The sequence below is a fragment of the Lysobacter sp. F60174L2 genome (assembly GCF_052547135.1).
Window position 1 is genome coordinate 82,228 of the sequence record NZ_JBQWRA010000005.1, and the last position, 23,258, is coordinate 105,485.

Annotated in this window: 17 protein-coding genes and 1 tRNA gene; 13 read left to right on the forward strand and 5 right to left on the reverse strand. The window is 69.5% G+C overall.

Going from position 1 to position 23,258, the window contains the following annotated elements; translation table 11 throughout:
* The 8 genes from tolR to ACT9AS_RS13520 all read left to right on the forward strand — a co-directional run bounded on the left by tolR (position 1) and on the right by ACT9AS_RS13520 (position 5,955).
* Positions 1-444 (forward strand): protein TolR, encoded by a 444-nt coding sequence (tolR, locus tag ACT9AS_RS13485; protein ID WP_445100674.1) that lies wholly within the window; start codon positions 1-3, stop codon positions 442-444.
* Positions 441-1,409, forward strand: coding sequence for a cell envelope integrity protein TolA (gene tolA / locus ACT9AS_RS13490; protein WP_445100675.1), 969 nt, complete (start codon positions 441-443; stop codon positions 1,407-1,409). Before tolR ends, tolA begins: the two co-directional genes overlap by 4 nt.
* 107 nt (positions 1,410-1,516) lie before the next feature.
* Positions 1,517-2,833, forward strand: a complete 1,317-nt coding sequence (gene tolB / locus ACT9AS_RS13495; protein ID WP_445100676.1) for a Tol-Pal system beta propeller repeat protein TolB — start codon at positions 1,517-1,519, stop codon at positions 2,831-2,833.
* 72 nt (positions 2,834-2,905) lie between these two features.
* Complete coding sequence (pal, locus tag ACT9AS_RS13500; protein WP_445100677.1) at positions 2,906-3,418, forward strand: peptidoglycan-associated lipoprotein Pal; 513 nt, start codon at positions 2,906-2,908, stop codon at positions 3,416-3,418.
* Positions 3,419-3,440: 22 nt separating this feature from the next.
* Positions 3,441-4,289, forward strand: a complete 849-nt coding sequence (ybgF, locus tag ACT9AS_RS13505; protein WP_445100776.1) for a tol-pal system protein YbgF — start codon at positions 3,441-3,443, stop codon at positions 4,287-4,289.
* A gap of 9 nt (positions 4,290-4,298) precedes the next feature.
* On the forward strand, positions 4,299-4,976 hold the full coding sequence (gene queE, locus ACT9AS_RS13510) for a 7-carboxy-7-deazaguanine synthase QueE (RefSeq protein WP_445100678.1): 678 nt from the start codon (positions 4,299-4,301) through the stop codon (positions 4,974-4,976).
* Between the two features lie 167 nt (positions 4,977-5,143).
* On the forward strand, positions 5,144-5,845 hold the full coding sequence (queC, locus tag ACT9AS_RS13515; RefSeq protein ID WP_445100679.1) for a 7-cyano-7-deazaguanine synthase QueC: 702 nt from the start codon (positions 5,144-5,146) through the stop codon (positions 5,843-5,845).
* A gap of 34 nt (positions 5,846-5,879) precedes the next feature.
* Positions 5,880-5,955 (forward strand) — tRNA-Lys (locus ACT9AS_RS13520).
* A 21-nt stretch (positions 5,956-5,976) separates the two neighbouring features.
* Here ACT9AS_RS13520 and recQ read toward each other — a convergent pair.
* Positions 5,977-7,800: a DNA helicase RecQ gene (recQ, locus tag ACT9AS_RS13525; RefSeq protein WP_445100680.1), complete on the reverse strand. Its 1,824-nt coding sequence runs from the start codon at positions 7,798-7,800 to the stop codon at positions 5,977-5,979.
* Between the two features lie 740 nt (positions 7,801-8,540).
* Entirely contained in the window at positions 8,541-9,119 is a 579-nt protein-coding gene (locus tag ACT9AS_RS13530) for a ferritin-like domain-containing protein (protein WP_445100681.1), read from the reverse strand.
* Positions 9,120-9,203: 84 nt separating this feature from the next.
* Here ACT9AS_RS13530 and hrpA point away from each other — a divergent pair, with 84 nt between their 5' ends.
* On the forward strand, positions 9,204-13,211 hold the full coding sequence (hrpA, locus tag ACT9AS_RS13535; RefSeq protein WP_445100682.1) for an ATP-dependent RNA helicase HrpA: 4,008 nt from the start codon (positions 9,204-9,206) through the stop codon (positions 13,209-13,211).
* On the opposite strand, the gene ACT9AS_RS13540 is transcribed toward hrpA, so the two are convergent.
* Positions 13,204-13,752 (reverse strand): hypothetical protein, encoded by a 549-nt coding sequence (locus ACT9AS_RS13540; protein WP_445100683.1) that lies wholly within the window; start codon positions 13,750-13,752, stop codon positions 13,204-13,206. The genes hrpA and ACT9AS_RS13540 overlap by 8 nt on opposite strands.
* 84 nt (positions 13,753-13,836) lie before the next feature.
* Between ACT9AS_RS13540 and ACT9AS_RS13545 the strand changes: the two genes are divergently transcribed.
* Both ACT9AS_RS13545 and ACT9AS_RS13550 read left to right on the forward strand, forming a co-directional pair.
* Complete coding sequence (locus tag ACT9AS_RS13545) at positions 13,837-16,029, forward strand: RelA/SpoT family protein (protein WP_445100684.1); 2,193 nt, start codon at positions 13,837-13,839, stop codon at positions 16,027-16,029.
* A gap of 147 nt (positions 16,030-16,176) precedes the next feature.
* Positions 16,177-17,589 (forward strand): hypothetical protein, encoded by a 1,413-nt coding sequence (locus ACT9AS_RS13550; RefSeq protein ID WP_445100685.1) that lies wholly within the window; start codon positions 16,177-16,179, stop codon positions 17,587-17,589.
* Here the strand turns inward: ACT9AS_RS13550 and ACT9AS_RS13555 are convergent.
* Together ACT9AS_RS13555 and ACT9AS_RS13560 are read right to left on the reverse strand one after the other, a co-directional pair.
* On the reverse strand, positions 17,586-18,902 hold the full coding sequence (locus tag ACT9AS_RS13555) for a glycosyltransferase (protein ID WP_445100686.1): 1,317 nt from the start codon (positions 18,900-18,902) through the stop codon (positions 17,586-17,588). The two genes, ACT9AS_RS13550 and ACT9AS_RS13555, sit on opposite strands and share 4 nt — an antisense overlap.
* 7 nt (positions 18,903-18,909) lie before the next feature.
* Positions 18,910-20,043 (reverse strand): glycosyltransferase, encoded by a 1,134-nt coding sequence (locus tag ACT9AS_RS13560; RefSeq protein WP_445100687.1) that lies wholly within the window; start codon positions 20,041-20,043, stop codon positions 18,910-18,912.
* A 288-nt stretch (positions 20,044-20,331) separates the two neighbouring features.
* Between ACT9AS_RS13560 and mrcB the strand changes: the two genes are divergently transcribed.
* Complete coding sequence (gene mrcB / locus ACT9AS_RS13565; protein ID WP_445100688.1) at positions 20,332-22,728, forward strand: penicillin-binding protein 1B; 2,397 nt, start codon at positions 20,332-20,334, stop codon at positions 22,726-22,728.
* A complete protein-coding gene (locus ACT9AS_RS13570) occupies positions 22,725-23,258 on the forward strand; it encodes a tetratricopeptide repeat protein (protein ID WP_445100689.1) in 534 nt (177 codons plus the stop codon). The genes mrcB and ACT9AS_RS13570 overlap by 4 nt, the downstream gene beginning before the upstream one ends.

Sequence of the window (23,258 nt, forward strand, 5' to 3'; positions counted from 1 at the left end):
ATGCCTGTCGCCACCGGCCGCCGCATCCGCAAACGCAAGCTCAAGGCCGACATCAACGTCGTGCCCTACATCGACGTGATGCTGGTGCTGCTGATCATCTTCATGATCACCGCGCCGCTGCTGAACCTCGGCGTGGACATCGAACTGCCCAAGTCCAACGCCAAGACCATCTCGCAGGACAAGGATCCGGTGATCGTCAGCGTCGACAAGGACGGCCACTACTTCCTGACCCTGCAGGGCGCCGAGCAGGAGGCGCTGACCGGCGAGGAATTGCAGGCCAGGGTCTCCGCGTTCGTGCGGCAGAACCCGGACGTGCCGGTATACGTCGCCGGTGACCGCGCCGCCAACTACGAGGTCGTGCTGCAGGCGATGGTGTTGCTGCAGAACGCCGACGTGCCGCGGGTCGGACTGATGAGCGCGCCGTCGGAGGCCGTGCAGCAGTGAGGGAAACCCGCGCCGATACCCGGCAGGCGGTGCTGCAGGCGATCGGCCTGCACATCGTGCTGTTCGCGCTGATGTTCGCCGGCCTGTTCTGGACCCACACCAGCCGCCCGATCAGCGCGGCCGGTTCGCCGGTGGAGGCCACCCTGATCGACGCCAACGCGCTGTCGCCGGCCATGCGCGAGACCCTGCGCGAGCGCCCCGAGCCGGTGGAAGAGCCCGAGCCGCAACCCGAGCCGCTGCCGGAACCGGTCGAGGAAGAAACCGCCCCGCCGCCGCAACCGGTTCCCGAGCCGGTGCCCGAGGACGCACCGACCCCGCCGCAGGAGCAGGCGCAGGAGTTCCTGCCCGAGCCCGACAGCGTCGAACAGGACGAAGTGGTCGACGCGCCGACCCCGACACCGTCCGACGAGGAAAAGCTGCAGGAAGAAAAGCGTCGCCAGGCCCAGGTCGACCTGACCGAGAAGAAGAAGCAGGAAGAGGCCGAGCGCAAGCGCCGCCTCGCCGCCGAGGCGGAGGCGCGCAAGGAGAAGCTGGCCGAGATCCGCCGCAAGAAGGCCGCCGCGGCGAGGGAAGCCAAGCTCGCCGAGCAGAAACTCAAGCAGATCGCCGACGCCCGCGCCGCCCAGGCCAGCGACAGCGCCAGCAGCACGAATCCGCCGCCGGGCAACAACGGCGTGGATGCCGGCCTGCAGGCGCGCTACGCCGCCGCCTTGCAGGAGGCCATCCTGGCCAAATGGACCCGCCCGGAAACCGTCCCCCTGGGCGCCAAGTGCAGGCTGGTGATCAGGCAACTGCCCGGTGGCGAAGTCATGAGCGCGGAAGTGTCATCGCCGTGTGCCTACGATGAGATGGGCAAGCGCTCGATCGAGGCGGCCGTGCTCAAGGCGCAGCCCTTGCCATACGCCGGGTTCGAGCAGGTGTTCGCGCGCACGCTCACCCTCAATTTCGAGGCCCGCGACCGCTGACGCGACCCGTTCCCCCGCTCATCCGCAGCCTCCCGTGCACATTCAGCTTTGAGAAAGCGTTCACACGGATGCTGTTAAACCTCAAGCTTCGACGTCAGGAACCGCCAATGAAACGACTTGCCCCCTGGCTGGCCGCTTTGCTCGCCGCCTTGCTTCCGTTCGCCGTCGCCGCCCAGCAGCAGGGGCTCGAACTCGACATCGTCGGCGGCAACGCCGCGGCGCTGCCGATCGCGGTTGTGCCGATGCCGTACCAGGGCGGTGGCAGCGCACCGGAGACCGACGTGGCTTCGGTGGTCGCGGCCGACCTCAACCGCTCCGGCCAGTTCCGCAGCCTGCCCGAATCCGACCTGGTCGAACGCCCGACCCGCGGCGGCGAGGTCAACTACCCGACCTGGCGCGCACTCAACCAGGACTACCTCGTCGTCGGCCGGGTGGTCGATGGCGCGAGCGGCAGTTACCGGGTCGAGTACGAACTGTTCGACGTCGCCACCCAGCAGCGCCTGCTCGGCTTCGCGATGACCGCGCGCGCCAACGCCATGCGCGACGTCGCCCACCAGATCGCCGACGCCATCTACGAGAAGATCCTCGGCGTGCCCGGCGCGTTCTTCACCCGGATCGCCTACATCACCGCGACCGGCACCGGCAGCAACGCCCAGTACGCGTTGATGGTGGCCGACTCGGACGGCTACAACCCGCAGACCGTGGTCAGCTCGCCCGAGCCGCTGCTGTCGCCGTCGTGGAGCCCGGACGGCAACAAGCTCGCCTATGTCAGCTTCGAAGGCGGCAACTCCTCGATCTATATCCAGGACATCAGCACCGGCAGCCGTCAGCTGGTCTCCAAGTTCCGCGGCATCAACAGCTCCCCGGCGTTCTCGCCCGACGGCAACCGGCTGGCGCTGACCCTGTCGCGCAGCGGCAACCCCGAGATCTACGTGATGAACCTGGGCAGCAAGGCGCTGACCCAGATCACCAACCATTTCTCGATCGACACCGAGCCGACCTGGAGCGCCGACGGCGGCACCCTGTATTTCACTTCCGACCGTGGCGGCCAGCCGCAGGTCTACAAGGCCCCGGCCGGCGGCGGCAGCGCCAGCCGGGTGAGCTTCCAGGGCAGCTACAACGCCAGCCCGACGGTGTCGTACGACGGCAAGAAGATCGCCACCGCGCAAGGGGCCGGCAATACCTATCGCATCGCGATGATGGACAGCACGCTCGGTTCGGCGCGCTGGAGCACACTTTCGCCGGGATCGCTCGACGAGTCGCCGAGCTTTGCCCCAAATGGCGCGATGATCATCTATGCTGCGCGTGAAGGCGGGCGCGGCGTCCTGTATGCCGTGTCCGCCGACGGCCGGGTGCGACAGCGCCTGGTGCTGGCCGGCGGCGATGTCCGCGAACCGGCCTGGGGGCCGTTCCGCAAGCCGTAGTGCCACCGTCGACGAGACGGTGTTTTCGATCTATAGCAGCTTTACAGTCACGCCAAGACGAGGAACCGAGAGATGAATACCAGCACGCGCGTTTTGCTTGTCGCCCTGCTTTGCACCGCAGCCGTCGCCTGTTCCAAGAAGGTCAAGGAAGAGGCTCCGGTCGATACCGGCACCACCGCTCCTGTCACCGATACCGCCCCGACCACCGCCGGTGCCTACGGCCCGGGCGACCTCGATACCGATGCCTGCCTGCGCCAGCGCACGATCTACTTCGACCTCGACCAGGACGTGCTGCGTCCGGAGTTCCAGTCGGTGGTCGGCTGCCACGCCAAGTACCTGCGTGACCGCCCGTCCTCGCGCATGACCCTGGAAGGCAATGCCGACGAGCGCGGCAGCCGCGACTACAACCTGGGCCTCGGCGAGCGCCGTGCCAACGCGGTGTCGTCGGCGATCCAGGCCAACGGCGGTTCGGGCAGCCAGCAGACCGTGGTCAGCTACGGCGAAGAGCGCCCGACCTGCACCCAGTCGAGCGAGGATTGCTGGGCCAAGAACCGCCGTGTCGAGATCATCTACACCGCGAAGTAAGCACGAAAAGAGGTAAGCCATGATGCGCAAACTGTCGATCACACTTGCGACATCGCTGGTTGCGGCGGCGGCCCTGGTGGCCGCCGCTCCCGCTTCGGCCCAGCGCATGAGCCTGGCCGAGCGGGTCACCCTGCTGGAACAGCAGAAAGGCGACAACCAGGCCACGGTGGACCTGCTGCGACAGGTCAACATGCTGAAGGACGAGGTGACCTCGCTGCGTGCGCAGGTCGAGCAATTGACCCACGAGCAGGAGCAGGCCAGGGCCACCGCGCGTGCGCAGTACCTGGACCTCGACGGGCGGCTCAACCGGATGCAGGGCGGCGTGGTGCCGGCGCTGGACCCCCAGGGCGGCCAGGACACGCCTGCTACGCCTGCCGGCGGAACACCGGCGCCTTCCGATGGCGTCGAAGGTGCGGACCTCCCCGCGGCGGCCGCGGACGTGCCGGTGATATATGGCGATCCGGGCAAGCTGGACCAGGTGGCCGGTGAGCGCGAAGCCTACGATGCCGCGTTCGGCGCACTGCGGGGCGGCGATTACGCCGAGTCCGCGCGCCAGTTCCATGCCTTCCTGGGGCGTTATCCCGGCGGCGCCTACGCGCCCAACGCGCTGTACTGGCTCGGCGAGAGCTACTACGTCACCCAGAACTACAAGCTTGCGCTGGAGCAGTTCGAAGCCCTGCTGCAACGCTATCCGACCCACGACAAGGCCCCGGGCGCGTTGCTCAAGGTCGGCCTGTCGCAACAGGGTTTGCAGCAACTCGACGCGGCCGAACGCACCCTGGCCGAGGTGGCGACCCGTTACCCCGGCACCGATGCCGCCCGCGTCGCCAGCGACCGGCTCGGCGCGATCGAACTGGGCCGTCTGCGCTAAAATCACCGGATGAACGCCGTTACCCCCGAGGCGGCCGCGGCGTCGCCCGAGCGGCTGCGCCTGACCGAGATATTCCTGTCGTTGCAGGGCGAATCGCGCAGCATCGGCTGGCCGACCGTGTTCGTGCGCCTGACCGGTTGCCCGCTGCGTTGCCAGTACTGCGATACCGCGTACGCCTTCCATGGCGGGGAGTGGTGGGACTACGACGGCATCCTCGCCGAGGTCGCCCGCCACGGCGTCCGCCACGTCTGCGTCACCGGCGGCGAGCCCTTGTCCCAGAAGCGCTGCATCGGCCTGCTGGCGCGGCTGTGCGACGCCGGCTACGAGGTCTCGCTGGAAACCTCCGGCGCGATCGATATCGGCGAGGTCGACCCGCGGGTCTCGCGCGTGCTCGACATCAAGACGCCGGGCTCGGCCGAGGTCGGACGCAACCTGTGGAGCAACATCGCGCTGCTCACGGCGCACGACCAGGTCAAGTTCGTGATCTGCTCGCGCGAGGATTACGAGTGGGCGCGCGCGATCGTCGCCGAGCACCGGCTGGTGGAAACCTGCGACGTGCTGTTCTCGCCGAGCTTCAGCCAGATCGCACCGCGCGACCTCGCCGACTGGATCGTCGCCGACCGGTTGCCGGTGCGCTTCCAGTTGCAATTGCACAAGATCCTGTGGGACGACGCGCCGGGTCGGTGAACTCGTGGTCCCGGCCTTCTGCAGGAGCGACGTAAGTCGCGACCCGCCGAACCATGACGAAGTACAGGTCGCGACTCACGTCGCTCCTACCCAAACATGACCTGGTCGCGATCGATTCCCGTCATTGCGGCCACTGCCACCTCAATAACGTTCTGATGAACCCGCCCATGAAAAATGCAGTTGTCCTCGTTTCCGGTGGCATGGACTCCGCCGTCGTGCTGGCCATGGCCCGCGAGCAGGGCTTCGCCGTGCATGCGCTGAGCGTCCGCTACGGCCAGCGCCACACCTCCGAACTGGACGCCGCCGACCGCATTGCCCGCAGCCTCGGCGCGGTCGCGCACAAGACCGTCAACGTCGACCTGCGCAGCATCGGCGGCTCGGCGCTGACCGACGAGGCGATCGAGGTTCCGCTCGACAACGTGTCGTCCGGGCAGGGCGTCGTCGACGAGATCCCGGTCACCTACGTCCCCGCGCGCAACACCATCATGCTGTCGGTGGCGCTGGGCTGGGCCGAGGTGCTGGGCGCGGCCGACATCTTCTGCGGAGTCAACGCGGTCGACTATTCGGGCTACCCGGATTGCCGGCCCGAGTTCATCGAGGCCTTCGAACGGCTCGCCAACCTCGCCACCCGGGCCGGGGTCGAAGGCGCCGGCATCCGTGTGCACGCGCCGCTGCAACACATGAGCAAGGCCGACATCGCCCGCGAGGGATTGCGGCTGGACGTGGATTTCGCGGAGACCGTGTCGTGCTACCAGGCCGACGCGGAAGGTCGCGCCTGCGGCCATTGCGACGCCTGCCGTTTGCGCGCCGAAGGCTTCGCCGCCGCCGGTGTCGCCGACCCGACCCGCTACGTCGACCACTTGCGTTAGAATTGCCGGCCCCGGCGCAAGGCCGGGCGCGCGTGGGCCGTTAGCTCAGTCGGTAGAGCATCGGACTTTTAATCCGCTGGTCGATGGTTCGAATCCATCACGGCCCACCATTTTTCGACGCGGCACCGCGCTCAGGCGACGTCACAATCCAGCAACTGCTGCAGCACCGCTTCGCCGTAGCGCTCCAGCTTGGTGCCGCCGATGCCGGGGATCGTGGCGAGGTCGTCGAGTTCTTCCGGCGCGGCCTCGGCGATCGCGCGCAGGGTGGCGTCGTGGAAGATCACGTAGGCCGGCACGTTCTGTTCGCGCGCGGTGGTCGCGCGCCATTCGCGCAGGGCGTTGAAGCGCGCCAGCGACTCGGGTGCGAGGTCGATCAGCGGGGTGGCGGTGCCGCGGTCGCGGCGGCGAGGGGCCTTCGGTGCCTCCTTGCGGAAGCTCAGGCGTCGCTCGCCGCGCAGCACCGGCCCGGCATTGGCGGTCAGTCGCAAGGCGTTATGGCGCTCGACATCGGCCTCCAGCAGGCCGCCGGCGACCAGCTGGCGGAACACGCCGCTCCACTGCTTGGCGTCGAGGTCGGCGCCGATCCCCCAGGTGCTGAGCTGCTCGTGGCCGAAGCGCTGCACCTTCTCGGTGTCGATGCCGCGCAGGATGTCGATGACATGGCCGGCGCCGAAGCGCTGGCCGCTGCGATACACGCACGACAGCGCCTTGCGCGCGGCGTCGGTGCCGTCCCAGCTTTCCGGCGGGTCGAGGCAGTTGTCGCAGTTGCCGCAGGCACCGGCATGGTCCTCGCCGAACCAGCCGAGCAGCGCCTGGCGACGGCACTGGGTCGATTCACAGTAGCCGAGCAGGGCGTCGAGCTTGCGCAGTTCCAGCTGCTTGCGCTCCTCGCCGGCTTCGCCCTGGTTGATCAGCAGGCGCAGGTTGACCACGTCGCCCAATCCATAATTGAGCCAAGCCTCGGCCGGCTGGCCGTCGCGGCCGGCGCGGCCGGTTTCCTGGTAGTAGCCCTCGATCGACTTGGGCAGGTCGACGTGGGCGACGAAGCGCACGTCGGGCTTGTCGATGCCCATGCCGAACGCGATCGTCGCCACCATCACCACGCCGTCGGCCTGCAGGAAGCGGCGCTGGTTGGCGGCGCGCTCGGCCGCGGGCATGCCGGCGTGGTAGGGCAGGGCGTCGATGCCGGCGGCCTGCAACTGTTCGGCGGTCTTTTCGACGCGCTTGCGCGAGAACGCGTAGACGATGCCGCTGTCGCCGCGGTGGTCCTTGATGAAGTCGAGCAGGGCGCGCTGGCCGCTGCCGTCCTTCTGCACGACGCGGTAGCGGATGTTCGGGCGGTCGAAGGAGCTGACGAACTGGCGGGCGTCTTCCAGTGCGAGACGCTCGGCGATTTCGCGCCGGGTCGGGGCGTCGGCGGTCGCGGTCAGGGCGATCCGCGGGATCGCGGGCCAGCGCTCGTGGAGGACGGTGAGCTGGCGGTATTCGGGGCGGAAGTCGTGGCCCCACTGGGAGACGCAGTGGGCTTCGTCGATCGCGAACAGGGCGACGCCGTGCCGCTCATTGGCGCGGTCGAGCAGGTTGAGGCAGCGGCCGGTCAGCAGGCGTTCGGGGGCGACGTAGAGCAGGTCGAGCTCGCCGGCGAGCAGGTCGCGCTCGACTTCGGCGGCGGTGGCGGCGTCGAGGGTGGAGTTGAGGCAGGCGGCGCGCACGCCGAGCTGGCGCAGGGCTTCGACCTGGTCCTGCATCAGTGCGATCAGCGGCGAGACGACGATGCCGCAGCCGTGGCGCAGCAGGGCCGGGAGCTGGTAGCACAGTGACTTGCCGCCGCCGGTGGGCATCAATACGAGGGCGTCGCCGCCTTTGGCTACGCAGTCGACGATCTCAGCCTGTTCGCCGCGGAATTCAGGGTGGCCGAAGGTGGTGCGGAGCAGGTCGAGTGCGGCGTTTTGCATGGGTTACAGGGTAGCAAGCGCCGGGGTGGGGAGTGGTCGGAAAAGTCCGCTTTGGGTGGTAGGGGGGATGTCGCAGCGACCCCGGCGTACCGCAACAGCAACAGCAACAGCAACAGCAGCAGCGGGGCGTGGTGTATGCGCCTTCGGGTGGAGCGCCGCCCTGTCCGGGCATTGCTACTCGGTTCGGGCGGCCATCCATGGCCGCACTCACCGCCGTGGGCCATCCATGGCCCACTCTCCGCAATACCCGGACAGGACGCCGCGTCGCGGTTTGGGAGGGTGCGGCTTTGTTGATCGGGTGCGGAGCGTCAGTTGCGGGCAATCCCCACCAAAGCGGACCCCTTCGTTGTAGGAGCGACGTAAGTCGCGACGCTCTGAACCCACGGTTGTCGAGGAAATCGCGACTTACGTCGCTCCTACACAAGGCTCCTTCGCCGAAGTGGATGGGGCAGTCGGGTGGGAGTCGGCCTGTGGGGAATTGCGGAAAGCCGGCCATGGATGGCCGGCGGCCCCGAGTCAGGGCAGGGTGAGCGCAGGCGGCTTGCGCGGCATTGCCGCGCGCCTGTGCGAACGCCCGGCGCGCTGCGCCTGGCCGGACCGCAGAGCGGGCCTGACCGAGGGGAGTAGCAAGTCCCCACAGGCCGGCTCCCGCATCTACCGAAGAACTGCCAAGAGCCAACCATCAAAAAACCCCGGAGCGAAAGTCCGGGGTTTCCTGCATCCACAAGCCGTACGAAAAATCACTGCAGCAGCGACCGCAACATCCAGGCGTACTTCTCGTGGGTCTGCAGCCGCTGGGTCAGCAGGTCGACGGTCGGATCGTCGCCGGCATCATCGGCGGTCTTGAGCACCTTGCGCGCGGTGCGGCAGACGGCTTCGTTGCCGACGGTGAGCTGGCGCACCATCTCCTTCCAGTCCGGGATATCGGACAACCCGGCTTCTTCCGGGATCGACGACAGCTTGATGAACTCCGCGTAGGAGCCCGGCGCATTGAAGCCCAGCGCGCGGATACGCTCGGCGATGTCATCCAGCGCCGTCCATTGCTCGGTGTACTGGGTTTCGAACATCACGTGCAGGGCGTTGAACATCGGCCCGGTGACGTTCCAGTGGAAGTTGTGGGTCTTCAGGTACAGGGTGTAGGCGTCGGCGAGGAAGTGCGACAGGCCGTCGGCGATCTTCTTGCGATCGGCGTTGCCGATCCCGATATCTATCGCCGGAGCGCTGGAGCCGCCCGCCGGCGAGGCCGCCGGTTTGAGTGCCTTCGACTTGCCCCGGGTGGACTTGCTTCCGGTGGCTTTGCTCTTGGTGGTCTTGGCCATGCGTTTCTCCCTTTTTGCCTGATGCAGCGACAATAGACGCCGCGATTTGCCGTGTGAAATGGTTTGTTTCTTCCGCCGTGATCAATGAAGCCTATCGACGCCACTGCTAAGACCGCGTCACGACGCAAGCCGTCGTTGCCGCCCGCGCTGCGCCAGGCACGCGGGGCGATCGACGACGCGCTGAGCCGCGACCGCGGGCGCCTGCATGGCCTGTGGTCGCGCTGGCGGGGACGCCCCGATGATGCGGCAATGCAGGCCGCGTTCGAGCAGGCGTTGGCGACTTCGGTCGCGATGCGCCAGGCCCGCGCGGCGCGGTTGCCGTCGGCGCCGGTCGAGCCGTCGTTGCCGATCGCGACCGAAGCCGACCGCATTGTCGCGCTGATCCGTGAACACCCGGTGGTGGTGATCGCCGGCGAGACCGGCTCGGGCAAGACCACCCAGATCCCCAAGCTGTGCCTGGCCGCCGGCCGCGGCGTCGCCGGCATGATCGGCTGCACCCAGCCGCGGCGGATCGCCGCGCGCGCGGTCGCCAAGCGCGTCGCCGAGGAGTTGCAGGTACCGCTGGGCGGCGCGGTCGGTTACCAGGTGCGGTTCAACGAGAAGGTCGGCGACGACACCGCGATCAAGTTCATGACCGACGGCATCCTGCTGGCCGAGATCCAGTCCGACCGCTGGCTGTCGCGCTACGACACGATCCTGATCGACGAGGCCCACGAGCGCAGCCTCAACATCGACTTCCTGCTCGGCTACCTCAAGCAGTTGCTGAAGAAGCGCAGCGACCTCAAGGTCATCGTGACCTCGGCGACGATCGACACCGCGCGCTTCGCCGAACATTTCGACGACGCGCCGGTGGTCGATGTCGAGGGCCGCAGCTACCCGGTCGAGGTGCGCTACCGGCCGCTGGAAGGCGAGGGCGACCGCGAAGGCGAACGCACCGTGGTCGACGGCATCGTCGCCGCCTGCGACGAGGTCACCCGCGAAGACCCGCGCGGCGACGTGCTGGTGTTCCTGCCCGGCGAGCGCGAGATCCGCGACGTCCACCAGGCGCTGGAGCGTCGCAAGTACCGCCACACCGAGGTGCTGCCGCTGTACGCGCGTCTGTCGGTGCGCGACCAGGACCGGGTGTTCAATCCCGGCACGCAGCGCCGCATCGTGCTGGCGACCAACGTCGCCGAGACCTCGCTGACGGTGCCGCGGATCCGCTACGTGGTCGATCCGGGGTTGGCGCGGGTCAAGCGCTACAGTCCGCGCGGCAAGCTCGACCGCCTGCACATCGAGTCGGTCAGCCAGGCCAGCGCCAACCAGCGCAAGGGCCGCTGCGGCCGCGTGTCGGAAGGCACCTGCTACCGGCTCTACAGCGAGGCGGACTTCGAGTCGCGGCCGGAATTCACCGATCCGGAAATCCGCCGCGCCGCGCTGGCCGGGGTGATCCTGCGGATGCTGTCGTTGGGCCTCGGTGACATCGAGAGCTTCCCGTTCCTGGAACCGCCCGATTCGCGCGCGGTCGCCGATGGCTGGCAGCAACTGGTCGAGCTCGGCGCCACCGACGAGCATCGAAAGCTCACCGCCACCGGCAAGCTGATGGCGCGCATGCCGATCGACGTCAAGCTGGCGCGGATGCTGGTCGCCGCGAATGCGAAAGGCTGCCTGCGCGAGATGCTGGTGGTCGCCTCGTTCCTCGGCATCCAGGACCCGCGTGAGCGCCCGGCCGACCAGCGCGCCGCCGCCGACAACGCGCACGCGCAGTTCGTCGACTACAGCTCCGAATTCGTCGGCACCCTGAAGTTGTGGGACGCCTACCAGGCCGCGCATGAGGACCTGACCCAGTCGCAACTGCGCAAGTGGTGCGAGAAGAATTTCCTCGGCTTCCTGCGCATGCGCGAGTGGCGCGAGTTGCATCGCCAGCTCAAGCTTATGGTGCAGGAACTGGGATGGGCGCTCGCGGCGGGCCCCGCGCCATCGAGACCGGCGGAGCCCGGCCGCTACCTGGACGCATCGGCCTACGCCAAGCTGCATCGCGCCGTGATCACCGGCCTGCCGACCCAGGTCGGCCATCGCGTGCCTCCTGCCGACACCAAGGCACCCGCGAAAAAGCCGGGCGAACGCAAGCCCGCCGCGGTCTACGACGGCCCGCGCGGGCGCAAGTTCGGGCTGTTCCCGGGCTCGTGGCTGATCCGCAAGCCGCCGCCGTGGGTGCTGTCGGCGACCCTGCTCGACACCGAGAAGGTCTGGGCGATGAACAACGCCTCGATCGAGCCGCAGTGGGCGATCGACGAACTGCCGCACCTGCTGGCGCGGCGCCACTTCGACCCGCGCTGGTCACGCTCGCAGGGCCGGGTGCTCGGCAGCGAGCAGGTCAGCCTGTTCGGGCTGGTGCTGGCGCCGAAGCGGCCGATCCACTACGGCGGGCTGTATCCCGAGGAGGCCCGCGCGATCTTCGTCCGCGACGCGGTGGTGACCGGCGAGATCGACAGCCGCAGCGTGTTCCTCAAGCGCAACCTCGCCACCGTCGAGAAGGCGCGCGAGGAAGAGGCCAAGCAGCGCCGCGCCGGCATCGTCGTCGACGAGGACTGGATGGCGCGCTGGTATCTCGACCGGCTACCGGCCGACGTGCACAACGCTCAGGCACTGGATGCCTGGTTCAAGAAACTGCCCGAGCCGAAAAAGGCTGCGCTGGAATGGTCGCTCGACGACCTGCTGATCGGCGACGAGACCGACGCCACGCGCTTCCCGCCGGTGATCGAACTCGGCGAGGCACGACTCGCGGTGAAGTACCGCTTCGAGCCCGGCGCGATCGACGACGGCATGACCGTCGCGGTGCCGCTGCACCTGCTCAACGCGCTCGATCCGGTGCGGCTGGGCTGGCTGGCGCCGGGCTTCGTCGTCGACAAGGCGACCGCGCTGATCAAGGCGTTGCCGAAGGCGCAGCGGCGCAACTTCGTGCCGGCGCCGGACTTCGCCCGCGCGTTCGCCGCGGCGTATCCCGGGCCGGACGTGGATGCATTCACCGGCGCGCTGGCGCGTTTCCTGCACAAGGTTACCGGCGCCGCGGTGGCGCCGACCGACTTCGACGAAGCCGCGCTCGAGCCACACCTGCGCGCCAACCTGCGGCTGCATGACCGCGACGGCCGCACAGTGCTGGCCGAATCGCGCGACCTCGACGCCCTGCGCGCGGACTTCGGCTCGCGCGCCGCCCGCGCATTCGCCGCGCGAGCCGCCGACGGCCTCGGCCAGCGTGGCCTGGTCGACTTCCCCGCCACCCCGATCCCGACCAGCGTGCCCGGTGCCGCGGGTGTGCCGGCGTACCCGGCGCTGCATGACGACGGCGACAGCGTCTCGCTGCAGGTCCACGCCGAGCGCGACACCGCCGTGCGCCACCATCCGCGTGGCGTCCGCCGGCTGCTGTGGCTGGCGCTGGCCGACAAGCGCAGGCAGGCGCGCAAGCAGCTGCCGGTCTCGCCGAAGGCCGGCCTGCTGTACGCCGCGATCGAGTCGGCGGCCCCACGCGGGCCCGGCGGCGACCGCCTGCGTGACGACCTGGTCGATGGCGCGTTCGCCGCGCTGGTCGCCGAAGGTCTCGATGACATCCGCGATGCCGATGCGTTCGCCACCCGCCGCGACTACGTTGGCAAGCAACTGTTTCCCGAGGCGATCGAGCGCCTGCGCCAGGCCGAAACCATCCTCGCCGCGGTGTCCGAAGTGCGCGCCAAGCTGGAATCGCCGCTGATGGGCTGGGCCAGCGGCAACCTCGACGACATGCGCGCCCAGCTCGCCATGCTGACCCCGCCCGGATTCCTGCGCGACGTGCCGGCCGAGGCGCTGCGCGACTATCCGCGCTACCTGAAGGCGCTGGCCCTGCGCGGCGAGCGCGCGCTGCGCGACCCGATGCGCGACCAGGACAAGATGCTCGAACTCAAGCCGTTCGCCGACGCGCTGGACGCCGCCAACGCCGCCGGCAAGGGCGACGAGCCCGAGTGGCAGGCGCTGCGCTGGGACCTGGAGGAATTGCGGGTGTCGCTGTTCGCACAGGAGCTCGGCGCACGTGGAGTCTCGCCGAAGAAACTGGCAACGCGGTTGTCGCGGATTACTTGACCCGCTCGACCTTGGCGGCAGTGTTGTAGCCCTCGACCCGGAGGTACCAGGCGCTGCCGATCAGCGACGGCTTGATTGTCACCTCCGGATTGTCCAGGTGAACGCCGACAAGGCTGGACGTGTCGGTCTGGCGCCACACCTGGCCGTTGTCGAGCTGGTACTGGCGGCCTTTGGCGAAGCCGTGGAACTCGCCCTGCAACTGCCCGCTGACCGGCTCGTCGGAACTGGAATCCAGGATGCCCCGTGGTTTGTCTCCGGCGTCCTGCATGGCCTGCCGGGTCGCCTCGCTGGCGGCCTTGGTGGTTTCCGCAACCAGCGTACGGTTGAGCCAGGCGTTGAGGTTCTGCAACTGCTCCGTGCTGAGCTGGTCCAGCCCCGCGGCCTTGAACTGCGCGGGCGTCATCTGCTGTTCGATCCGCTCCCCGGCCTGCTGCGCGAACGCCTGCGGCATGGTCAACAGGACCGCCAGCAGCGCGCTGGCCACAGCGGAAGAACGGAGCCGGCGAGAGGTCGGCGCGATCGGGCAGGTTGAACCATTCATGTGGCGGGTCCTGAGGCTATGACTGCGGACGGTTGCTCGCTAGTGTAGTCATTCCCTCCCGCGTCGAAATGAACCTGCGTCGCCATGACTACGCGTCGCCCCGAACCCGGGTCCGCCACGACCCGTGCAGCCGCTGCCACCGAGCCGGTGCTGGCCGCGCTGCTCGCCAGTCCCGCGATCGCCCGGCCAATGCAACAGCTGCTGTGCCCGGTCGCGGGTGACGGTGCCGGGCTTGATGCGCGCGATCCGCCCGACGTGGTCGAACGCATGCTCGCGGCCCTCCAGCGCCTCGACGCGGACAGCGACACCCTGGTCGCGGCGATCGTCCACAGCTATCCGGTGCTGCAGCAACGGCTCGGCCCGGCATTCGAGCGCGAACACCCGGGCATCGCCACCCTGTTGGACGGCCAGCGGGCCGCCGCCCAGGTGTGGATGCTGCATGCCGAGCAGACCGGCCGCAGTGGCAGCGAAGGCCTGCGCCGGCTGCTGCTGGCGATCGTGCGCGACCTGCGGGTTGTGCCGATCCTGCTGGCGCGGCAACTGGCGCGGATGCAGCTGGCCGACGCGCTGCCTGCCGACCGCCGCACCGCGCTGGCGACGCTGACCCGTGACATCCACGCGCCGCTGGCCAACCGGCTCGGCATCTGGCAACTCAAGTGGGAGCTGGAAGACCTCGCGTTCCGCTACCTGCAACCGGACACCTACAAGCAGATCGCGCGCCTGCTGGACGAGAAGCGCGTCGACCGCGAGCGCTACATCGAGGCGGTCAAGCAGACCCTGCGCGAGGCGATGGACGCGCAGGGAATCAAGGCCGACATCGCCGGACGGCCGAAGCACATCTACAGCATCTGGAAGAAGATGCAGCGCAAGGACGTGCCGATCGGCGAGCTCTACGACCTGCGCGCGGTGCGGGTGCTGGTCGACAGCGTCGGCGACTGCTACGCCGCGCTTGGCGTCGTGCATGCCAGCTGGACCCCGATCCCGAGCGAGTTCGACGACTACATCGCCCGGCCCAAGCGCAACGACTACCGCTCGCTGCACACCGCGGTGATCGGCCCCGAAGGCAAGACCCTCGAAGTGCAGATCCGCACGTCCGAAATGCACCGGCAGGCCGAGCTCGGCGTCGCCGCGCACTGGAAGTACAAGGAAGGCGCGGGCGCAGGCGACGCCGCGTTCGATCGCAAGATCGCCTGGATGCGCAAGCTGCTGGAGCCGGCCGCGGACGGCGCCGAGCGCGACGAGGCGGCGCTGGCCCGCGAGCTCGACACCGAACTGGTCGAGGACCGGGTCTACGTGCTGACCCCGAAGGGCGAGGTGATCGACCTGCCGGCCGGCGCCACCCCGCTGGACTTCGCCTACCGCGTACATACCGAGGTCGGCCACCGTTGCCGCGGGGCCAAGGTCGACGGCCGGATCGTGCCGCTGGACCACCGGCTGGCCAGCGGCGACCGGGTCGAGATCATGACCGCCAAGACCGGCGAGCCGCGCCGCGACTGGCTGATCGAGTCGAACGGCTTCCTCGCCAGCAGCCGCTCGCGCGAGAAGGTCCGCAACTGGTTCCACAAGCTCGACCGCGCGCGCAACGAAGCGGCCGGCAAGGAACTGCTCGACAAGGAACTGCGCCGGCTCGGGCTGCTCGGCGCCGATCTCGCGCCGGCGCGCGAGCGCTTCAACCTGGCCGGCGACGCCGACCTGCACGTGCTGGTGGCGCTCGGCGATGTCGGCCCGCACCAGGTCGGCCGGATCCTGCTCGAACACGAACGCGCGGCCAGTGCGCCAGCCCCGGTCGAGCGCCCTGCGCCGGCCCTGCCGCGCCGCGTCCCGCGTGGCAAGGCCGCCGATTTCACCGTGCAGGGTGTCGACAACCTGCTGGTGCAACTGGCGCGCTGCTGCCAGCCGCTGCCGGGCGAGCCGATTGCCGGTTACCTGACCCGCGGTCGCGGGATCACGGTGCATCGCCGCGATTGCGCCTCGTACCGCCGGCTGGCGGCCGCCCAGCCGCAGCGCACGTTGCCGGTAGACTGGGGTCGCGCGGGCAGCGCCTACGAGGTCGACGTCGAAGTGCTCGCGGTCGACCGCAAATGGCTGTTGAAGGAGATCACCAACCTGATCGCCCAGGGCAATGCCCACGTGACCCGCATCCACAGCGAACAGCAGCGCAACGCCGCGCGGATCCGGTTCCTGATGCGGCTGAAGGTGGATGACTATGGCCAGTTGTCGACCCTGCTCGGCAAGCTCGCCTCGCTGCCGGGAGTCGAGCAGGCCCGGCGGGCGTGATGCCCCGCGCAGGTGCAGCCGGACTATGCTTTGACGATGCGTAGAAGCGGCGCAGTGGACGGATACGACGCGGTGGGTCGGGAGACGCAGGCACCGTCCGTGCCCACGTGGCGGCGCTGGGCCGCATCGGGCCTCGCGGTGGGTGGCGTGGCCCTGCTCCTGCTGGCACGCGAACCGGTGTCCGCATGGCTTTGGCCCGACACCCGCGTCCAGCAATTGCGTGCGGATGCCGCGAACGCGCTGCTGGCCGGCGAGCTGACCCGCGCCGACGGGCGCGGCGCACGCGAACTCTATGCCGCCGCGCTGGCGCTCGATCCCGACCGCCCGGATGCCCGCGACGGCCTGGCCCGGGTGGGCCGTGCGGCGCTGGTGCAGGCCGAGACCGCGTTCGCGCAGGGGCGTTTCGACGATGCCCACGCCTCCCTGCAACTGGCGCGCGACCTTGCGGTGCCGCGCAACCGGACCGAGGCACTGGAAGCCAGGCTGCGCGAGCGCGCCGCCGATGCGGCCGGCCTCGATCTGCTGCTGGCGACCGCCCATGCCGCGCGCGCGGCGGGCCGGCTGGACGGGGCGGCCGAGAGCGCGCTGCCGCTGTACCAGCGTGTGCTGGCCGTGCAGCCCAATCACATCGATGCGCTGGAAGGTCGCGAGGACACGCTGGCGGACCTGCTGCAGCGCGCCCGCGATGCACTCGCCGGCGATGACCTCGTTGGTGCTGGAACGTTGGTCGCACGCGTGCAGGCGGTCGACCCGGGGCATTTCGACCTGCCGGACGCCCGGGCGGCACTGGCTCGCGCGACCACCCGGCAGCTGGGACGGGCGGATGGTGAGCTGGATCATGGCCGCCTGTCCCTGGCAGTGGCGGGGTACCGCGCGGTGCAGCAGGTCGACCCGGACAACATCGAAGCCGCGCGCGGGCTGGTCGCGGTGGCGGGTGCCCACGCCGCCGCCAGCGAACGCCACGCCGCCGACTTCCGGTTCGTGCAGGCCCAGGCCGCGTTGCTGGAGGCGCAGGCAATCGCGCCGGATGCGCCGGACGTCGTCGCTGCCAAGGCCTACCTGGCCCAGGCCCGGCAATCGCACGCGCGGCTCGGCACCGGCGAACCGACCGTCCGGCGCAAGCAGCAACTGGCCCTGCTGCTGGCCGAAGCGTCCGCGGCCGAAGCCCGCGGCGACCTGCTCGACCCTCCCGGCGAAAGCGCCTACGACAAACTGCGCGCCGCCCGGGCGATCGCCCCGGGGGATGCGGAAGTCCAGACGGCGGCGGGGAGGCTCGCGCCGTCGGCGCAGGACTGCTTCCAGCGCAATCTCCGGGCCAATGCTTTGTCGAAAGCCGGAGCCTGTCTCGACGCCTGGATCGTGCTGGGCGCGGAGGGTGTGCCGGTCGACGACGCCCGGCGTCGGCTCGCCGCGCGGTGGATCGCCTACGCCAACGAGCGATTGGGCGCGTACGAACTGGCCGCGGCGGGTGCCGCATTGTCCAGCGCGCGGGCGCTGGACGCGGATGCCCCGGGTCTGGACGACCTCGCGGCCCGATTGGCGCTTGCCGGCGGAGGCTAGTCCCGGGGTTGCCCGATAGTGCCGAGCAGTTCGTCCAGGCGACGGGCCAGCTGGCTCCAGCCGAATTCGACAACGCCGGTGCGATCCAGTTGCAGGCCTTCCGCCAGGCGGCCGTTGGCATGCAGTTGCGCGAGTTGCCGCAACTGGCCGGTGACGGTGGCCGTATCCGGTGCGCAGACCCAACCCCGGTGACGCCCGCGGACCTGCGCGGCCACCGCGTCCCCGGGGTCGACGCCAAGGTGCAGGATGGGGCGTCCGGCACCCATGTATTCGTAACACTTGCCGGGCACCTGGGCCGGGTCGCGATTGGCAAGGTTGACCAGCACGTCGGCCCGGCGCTGCCAGGCCAGGGCGTCCAGGTGCGGCAGGAAACCCAGCAGGCGGATGCGGTCCGGGTGCTGGCGGCTGGCTGCGACGACGTCGTCCGGTGCCTGGATCGTCGCGATGTTCAGGCGGACGCCGGGCGTATCGAGTACTGCCTGCAACAGCGTGTTGGCGGTGCGGAAACTGTAGAAGCTGCCGGTGTAGAGCAGTTCCAGCGTGCCGGGCTCGCGGGAGGCCACCCGGGACGCGGGTGGCGCCGAGTCGTCGAAGCCCTGGGTCAGGACCGTGACGGGTGCCATGCCCGCGTGCCGGTCCATCAACAGTTCGCGCGCCGCGGGCGTGGTCACCAGGATGGCATCGGCGTTGTCGCAGACATCGGCTTCCAGTTGCCGCGCGGTCGGTCGCCAGCGCGGCAGGGTGTAGGGCGCCAGCACTGGATCGGCCAGGTCCGCCACCCAGCGGAATCCCGCCTGTTTCGCCCGCAGTCCGAGCTGCAGGGTCGTGGCCGGCTCGTGCGAGCTGATCACCACATCGGGATGGTGTTCGCCCAGCAGTTCGTCCAGCCGGGCTTGCGCGTATGCGTGCCATTCACCGCGAAGATCCGGGAACCAGATGTGCTCGCCCACGCGCTGGAGCACCGCGGAGACCCGGTGTTTCCAGCCGCCACGCGAAGGCGTGACCGGAGGTGCATCGCTTGCGGCGGTGGTGGCCCGGGACGCCCGGTCCTTCCGGAAGTGGCGCCGGCGCCAGGCGATCAGCCCACGTACGTGGCCCGGATAGGTCCGATGCACGGTGATCCCCGCGGGCAGGTCGGGCAGGCCGGGCGAGGAACCGCCGAGATCGATGGTCAACACGTGGACCTCGTGCCCGAGTCGATGCAACTCGCGGCCCAGGTAGGCCCAGCGCAGCGACTGCGGAGACGGGCTGGGTGGAAATTCGTAGGCGATCAACAGGATCCGCATCGGACTCGGGTGTTTGCGGGTGGGCATGGGTGGTTCAGGCATCACGGGGTGGTCCGAGCGTGGCGCTGGCAACCTCCAGCGCCACGGCGGGAGAGAAATGACGACGCACGTTCGCGCGCCCGTTTGCCGACAGTCGCTGCCACAGTCCGGAGTCGCCATAGAGCCGCACGACTTCCGCTGCGAAAGCCGCGGCATCGCTTGCCACCAGCACCTCGGTTCCGTGCCGGAGGTGCATGCCCTCGACCGCGCAATCGGTCGCGACCACCGGTTGGCCGTGGGCCAGGCTGAGATTCACCTTGCCCTTGACCCCGGCACCGAAACGCAGCGGCGCCAGTGCGAGCCGGCACCCGTCCAGGTAGGGCGCGATATCCGGAACGTGGCCGTGGACCCGGATGTCCGGGTCGGTGGAAGCCGCCGTCGTCGGGGTGGTGCCCGGCGAGCCGACCAGGTGCAGCTGCACCCCCGGCAGCGCCTCCCTGATGAGGGGATAGATATCCCGCGCCAGCCACTCGACGGCATCGTGGTTGGGAGGGTGCCGCAGGCCACCGACAAACAGCAGGTCGCGGCGCTGCTCGAACGGCAGGCCTGGCGTGTCCTCTTCGATGATGTTGGACACGATCCGTATGTCGGCAGCGGGCCGGATCTCGAGCAGCAGGTCGCGCTCGATGGAGCTGACCACCCAGGTGGTGTCTGCCTGGTCGACCAGTCCGAGTTCGCGGCGGCGCGTCGATTCCGCCCGCCGCCGCAGTCGCCGGTCATCGTGCAGTTCGGCCTCGCGGCCTTCGCGCAGGAAGTGCAGGTCGACCGTGTCGAACACGATGGTGGCCTGCGGGGCGAGCGCGCGGACGAAGGCAAGCCAGTGCCCTGCCGTGTGATGCCTGCACAGGATCGCCGACGACAGCGACCGACGATGCCGGCGAACCCAGGCTGCGGTGTCGCGACTGCCACGCAGTCGCGGCACATGGATGCCGCTGGCGCGCAACTGGTCGGCATTGGCCGAACCGGTGCCGCCCTCGTCGGGAACGAAGGCAACCCGGTAGCCCGCCGAAACCAGTGCCCGCATCAGGTTGTGGAGGCGCACCGAACCCGAGTCCCGGTCCGGCGCCGGCACCGCGCCATCCACCACCAGCACCCACGGATCACGGCCCCAGGCGGGCGCCGGTTGCATGGATATTCCCTGCGTCTCCGGAGCTTCCTGCCCGGGCATTCCGGCGCCGGTCGGGCGGACGCGCTGCAAAGTGGCGCGCCAACCCTTGGTCCGCAGGCTTTCCCATGCCCGGCGCAACAGGTGCAGGTGGCGCCGAAAATGGAACTGCAGGGAAATGGGCACGGTTATCGGTGATGGTTGATGAACAAACGGGACATGGTAACCAGCGACGCACCGGTATGAGGCAATGACGGCTTTGGGGTGCGCTAGACTCGGAAATTCCAAGCACTTACGGCGATTGTCGCACCTGTGGCCCGAATCGATTACGAAGACGACGACCTCACCCCCGACGACGGCGACACGCCGCAGTGGCGGCGCCGGCTGGTCACCTGGGTGCTGGCGGCGATCGGACTTGGCCTGGGCTTCCTGATTCCGTATTCGCTGTACCTCAACCACGAGGTCGGGCAGCGCTTCGACCAGTTGCGCTGGCAACTGCCGACGCGGGTCTATGGGCGGCCGCTGGAGCTGGCGCCGGGCCTGGCGCTGGATGCGACCACGCTCAAGACCGAACTCGACGCGGCCGGCTACCACGCGGGCGATGGCGTGCGTCCGGGCAGCTACCAGCGCGACGGCGGGCAGTGGCTGATTTCCAGCCGCGGCTTCAACGATGTCGATGGTGCGGTCGCGCCGCGGCGGATCGAGCTGACGCTGTCGCGCGGCAAGGTTGCGCGACTGGCGGACGCGGCCAGCGACGACAAGCTCAAGGCGGCCCGGCTCGACCCGGCGCGCATCGCCACCCTGTACGGCCAGAAGCAGGAGGAGCGCCGCCTCGTGCAGTTGGAGGAGGTGCCCGAGTTGCTGGTCACCGGCCTGCAGGCGGTCGAGGACAGGGACTTCGCCCATCACCACGGCATCGACCTCAGCGGGATCCTGCGCGCGGCATGGGTCAACCTGAAGGCCGGCGAGGCGCGGCAGGGCGCCAGCACGCTGACCCAGCAGCTGGCGCGCAGCGGCCTGCTCGGGATCGGCGGCGAGCAGACCTTCACCCGCAAGTTCAACGAGGCGATCTACGCGCTGCTGATCGAGGCGCGCTACGACAAGAAGACCATCCTCGAGGCCTATTTCAACCAGGTCTACCTCGGCCAGCGCGGCGCGCAGGCGATCCATGGCGTCGCCGCCGCCTCGGATTTCTGGTTTGGCCGCGACCTGTCGGATATCAGCACCGAGCAGATCGCGTTGCTGATCGGCATCGTCCGCGGGCCGTCCTACTACGACCCGCGCGACCATCCCGAACGCGCCACCGCGCGCCGCAATTTCGTGCTCGGCGAGATGCACGAAACCGGCCTCATCGAGGATGCCGAGTACCAGCGCGCGCTGAAGGCGCCGCTGGGCGTGACCGAGCAGCCCGGCCTGTCGGCCAACCGGTTCCCGGCCTACGTCGACCTGGTCCGCCGCCAGCTCGCCAGCGACTACCCCAGGGACGCGCTGGCCGGCGCCGGGTTGAGCGTGATGACTGGCATGTCGCCGTCCGCTCAGGCCTACGCCGAAGGCGCGGTGGTCAAGGCGCTGGAGGACCTGGACAGCAAGAACCGTCCCGACCTGCAGGCCGGCCTGGTGCTGACCGACGTGCATGACGGCGAGGTGCTGGCGGTGGTCGGCAGCGGCACGCCGGCGCGGCCCGGCTTCAACCGCGCGATCGAGGCGCGGCGCCCGGTCGGATCGCTGCTCAAGCCGTTCGTCTACCTGCTCGCGCTGGCACAGCCCGACCGGTTCTCGCTGGCGACCTGGGTCGACGACTCGCCGGTCACGGTCGCGCTGGGCAACGGCAAGCGCTGGACCCCGGGCAACTCCGATGGCCGCAGCCACGGCAGCGTGCGCCTGATCGATGCGCTGGCCAGTTCCTACAACCAGGCGACGGTGCGGATCGGCATGCAGGTCGACCCGCGGCGGATCGCCGACCTGATCCGTACCCTGGCAGGCATCGAGGCCGAACCGAACCCGTCGCTGATCCTCGGTTCGGTCGACCAGAGCCCGTACGCGATCGCGCAGCTGTACCAGTTCCTCGCGTCGGGTGGCGAGATCCAGCCGCTGCATGCGGTGCGGGGCGTACTCGATGCCGATGGCCGGGCGCTCAACCGCTACGACACCGTCCCGGCCCCCGCGCAGGAAGGCGATGCGATCGCCGCCCGCCTGATCAACATCGCGTTGCAGCGCACGGTCACCAGCGGTACCGCGCGGCGACTGGTGTCGGATGGCCTCGGCGACCTGCACCCGGCCGGCAAGACCGGCACCAGCAACGACAGCCGCGACAGCTGGTTCGCCGGCTACACCGGCGACCACCTCGCAGTGGTCTGGGTCGGCAACGACGACAACAAGCCGACCGGCCTGTACGGATCCACCGGCGGCATGCGGGTGTGGTCCAACCTGTTCAAGCGCCTGCCCAGCGCGCCGCTGGAAGTCGGCGACAAGGGCCTGGACTGGCAGTGGGTGGTGGGCTCGAACACCAGCGACGCGGGTTGCGCCGGTGCGCGCAGGTTCGCGTTCGTGGCCGGGTTCGCGCCGCCTTACCAGCCCTGCCAGCCACCGGAGCCGGTGCAGTCGGAGCAAGGCGGCTGGCGCGAGTGGTTCGGTTTCGGTCGTGATGACGACGAACGCGAGGCCGAACCGGCGCCCACCCCGCAGCCGCAGCCAATGGACGCGCCATGATGCGCGCCCTGCTTGCCACCACGGTGTTGGCGGGCGTGCTTGCGGGTTGCGCGAGCGCTCCGTCTGCCGAGCCGCCGCCACGCTTCGACGCAGTGGCTGCGGTCGCCGCGATCCGCGCCGCGGGCACTTCCGGCGATGCCGAGCTGGTGGTCAAACCGCTGGGCAGCAATGAAGTCGAGGACCTGCGTGAGCAGGCGACACGGTTGCAGGCCCAGGGCCGGCACGAAGACGCCGCGAGCGCGCTCGACCAGGCGCTGGCGATCAGTCCCGGCGACCCGACCCTGCTGCAGGAACGCGCCGAGGCGGCGTTGCTGCTGCACGACCTCGAAGGTGCCGAGCGGCTCGCCCGCGAGGCGATCGCTATCGGGACCGAAGTCGGCCCGCAATGCCGCCGCCACTGGGAAACCATCGTCCAGGTGCTGGCCGCGCGGACCCAGGCGGCCACCGGCGTTGCCACACCCAGTCCGGCCGACGCCGACGCCCGCCGCCAGCGCGACGCCTGCACCGTCGCCGCACCACCGCGGTACTGA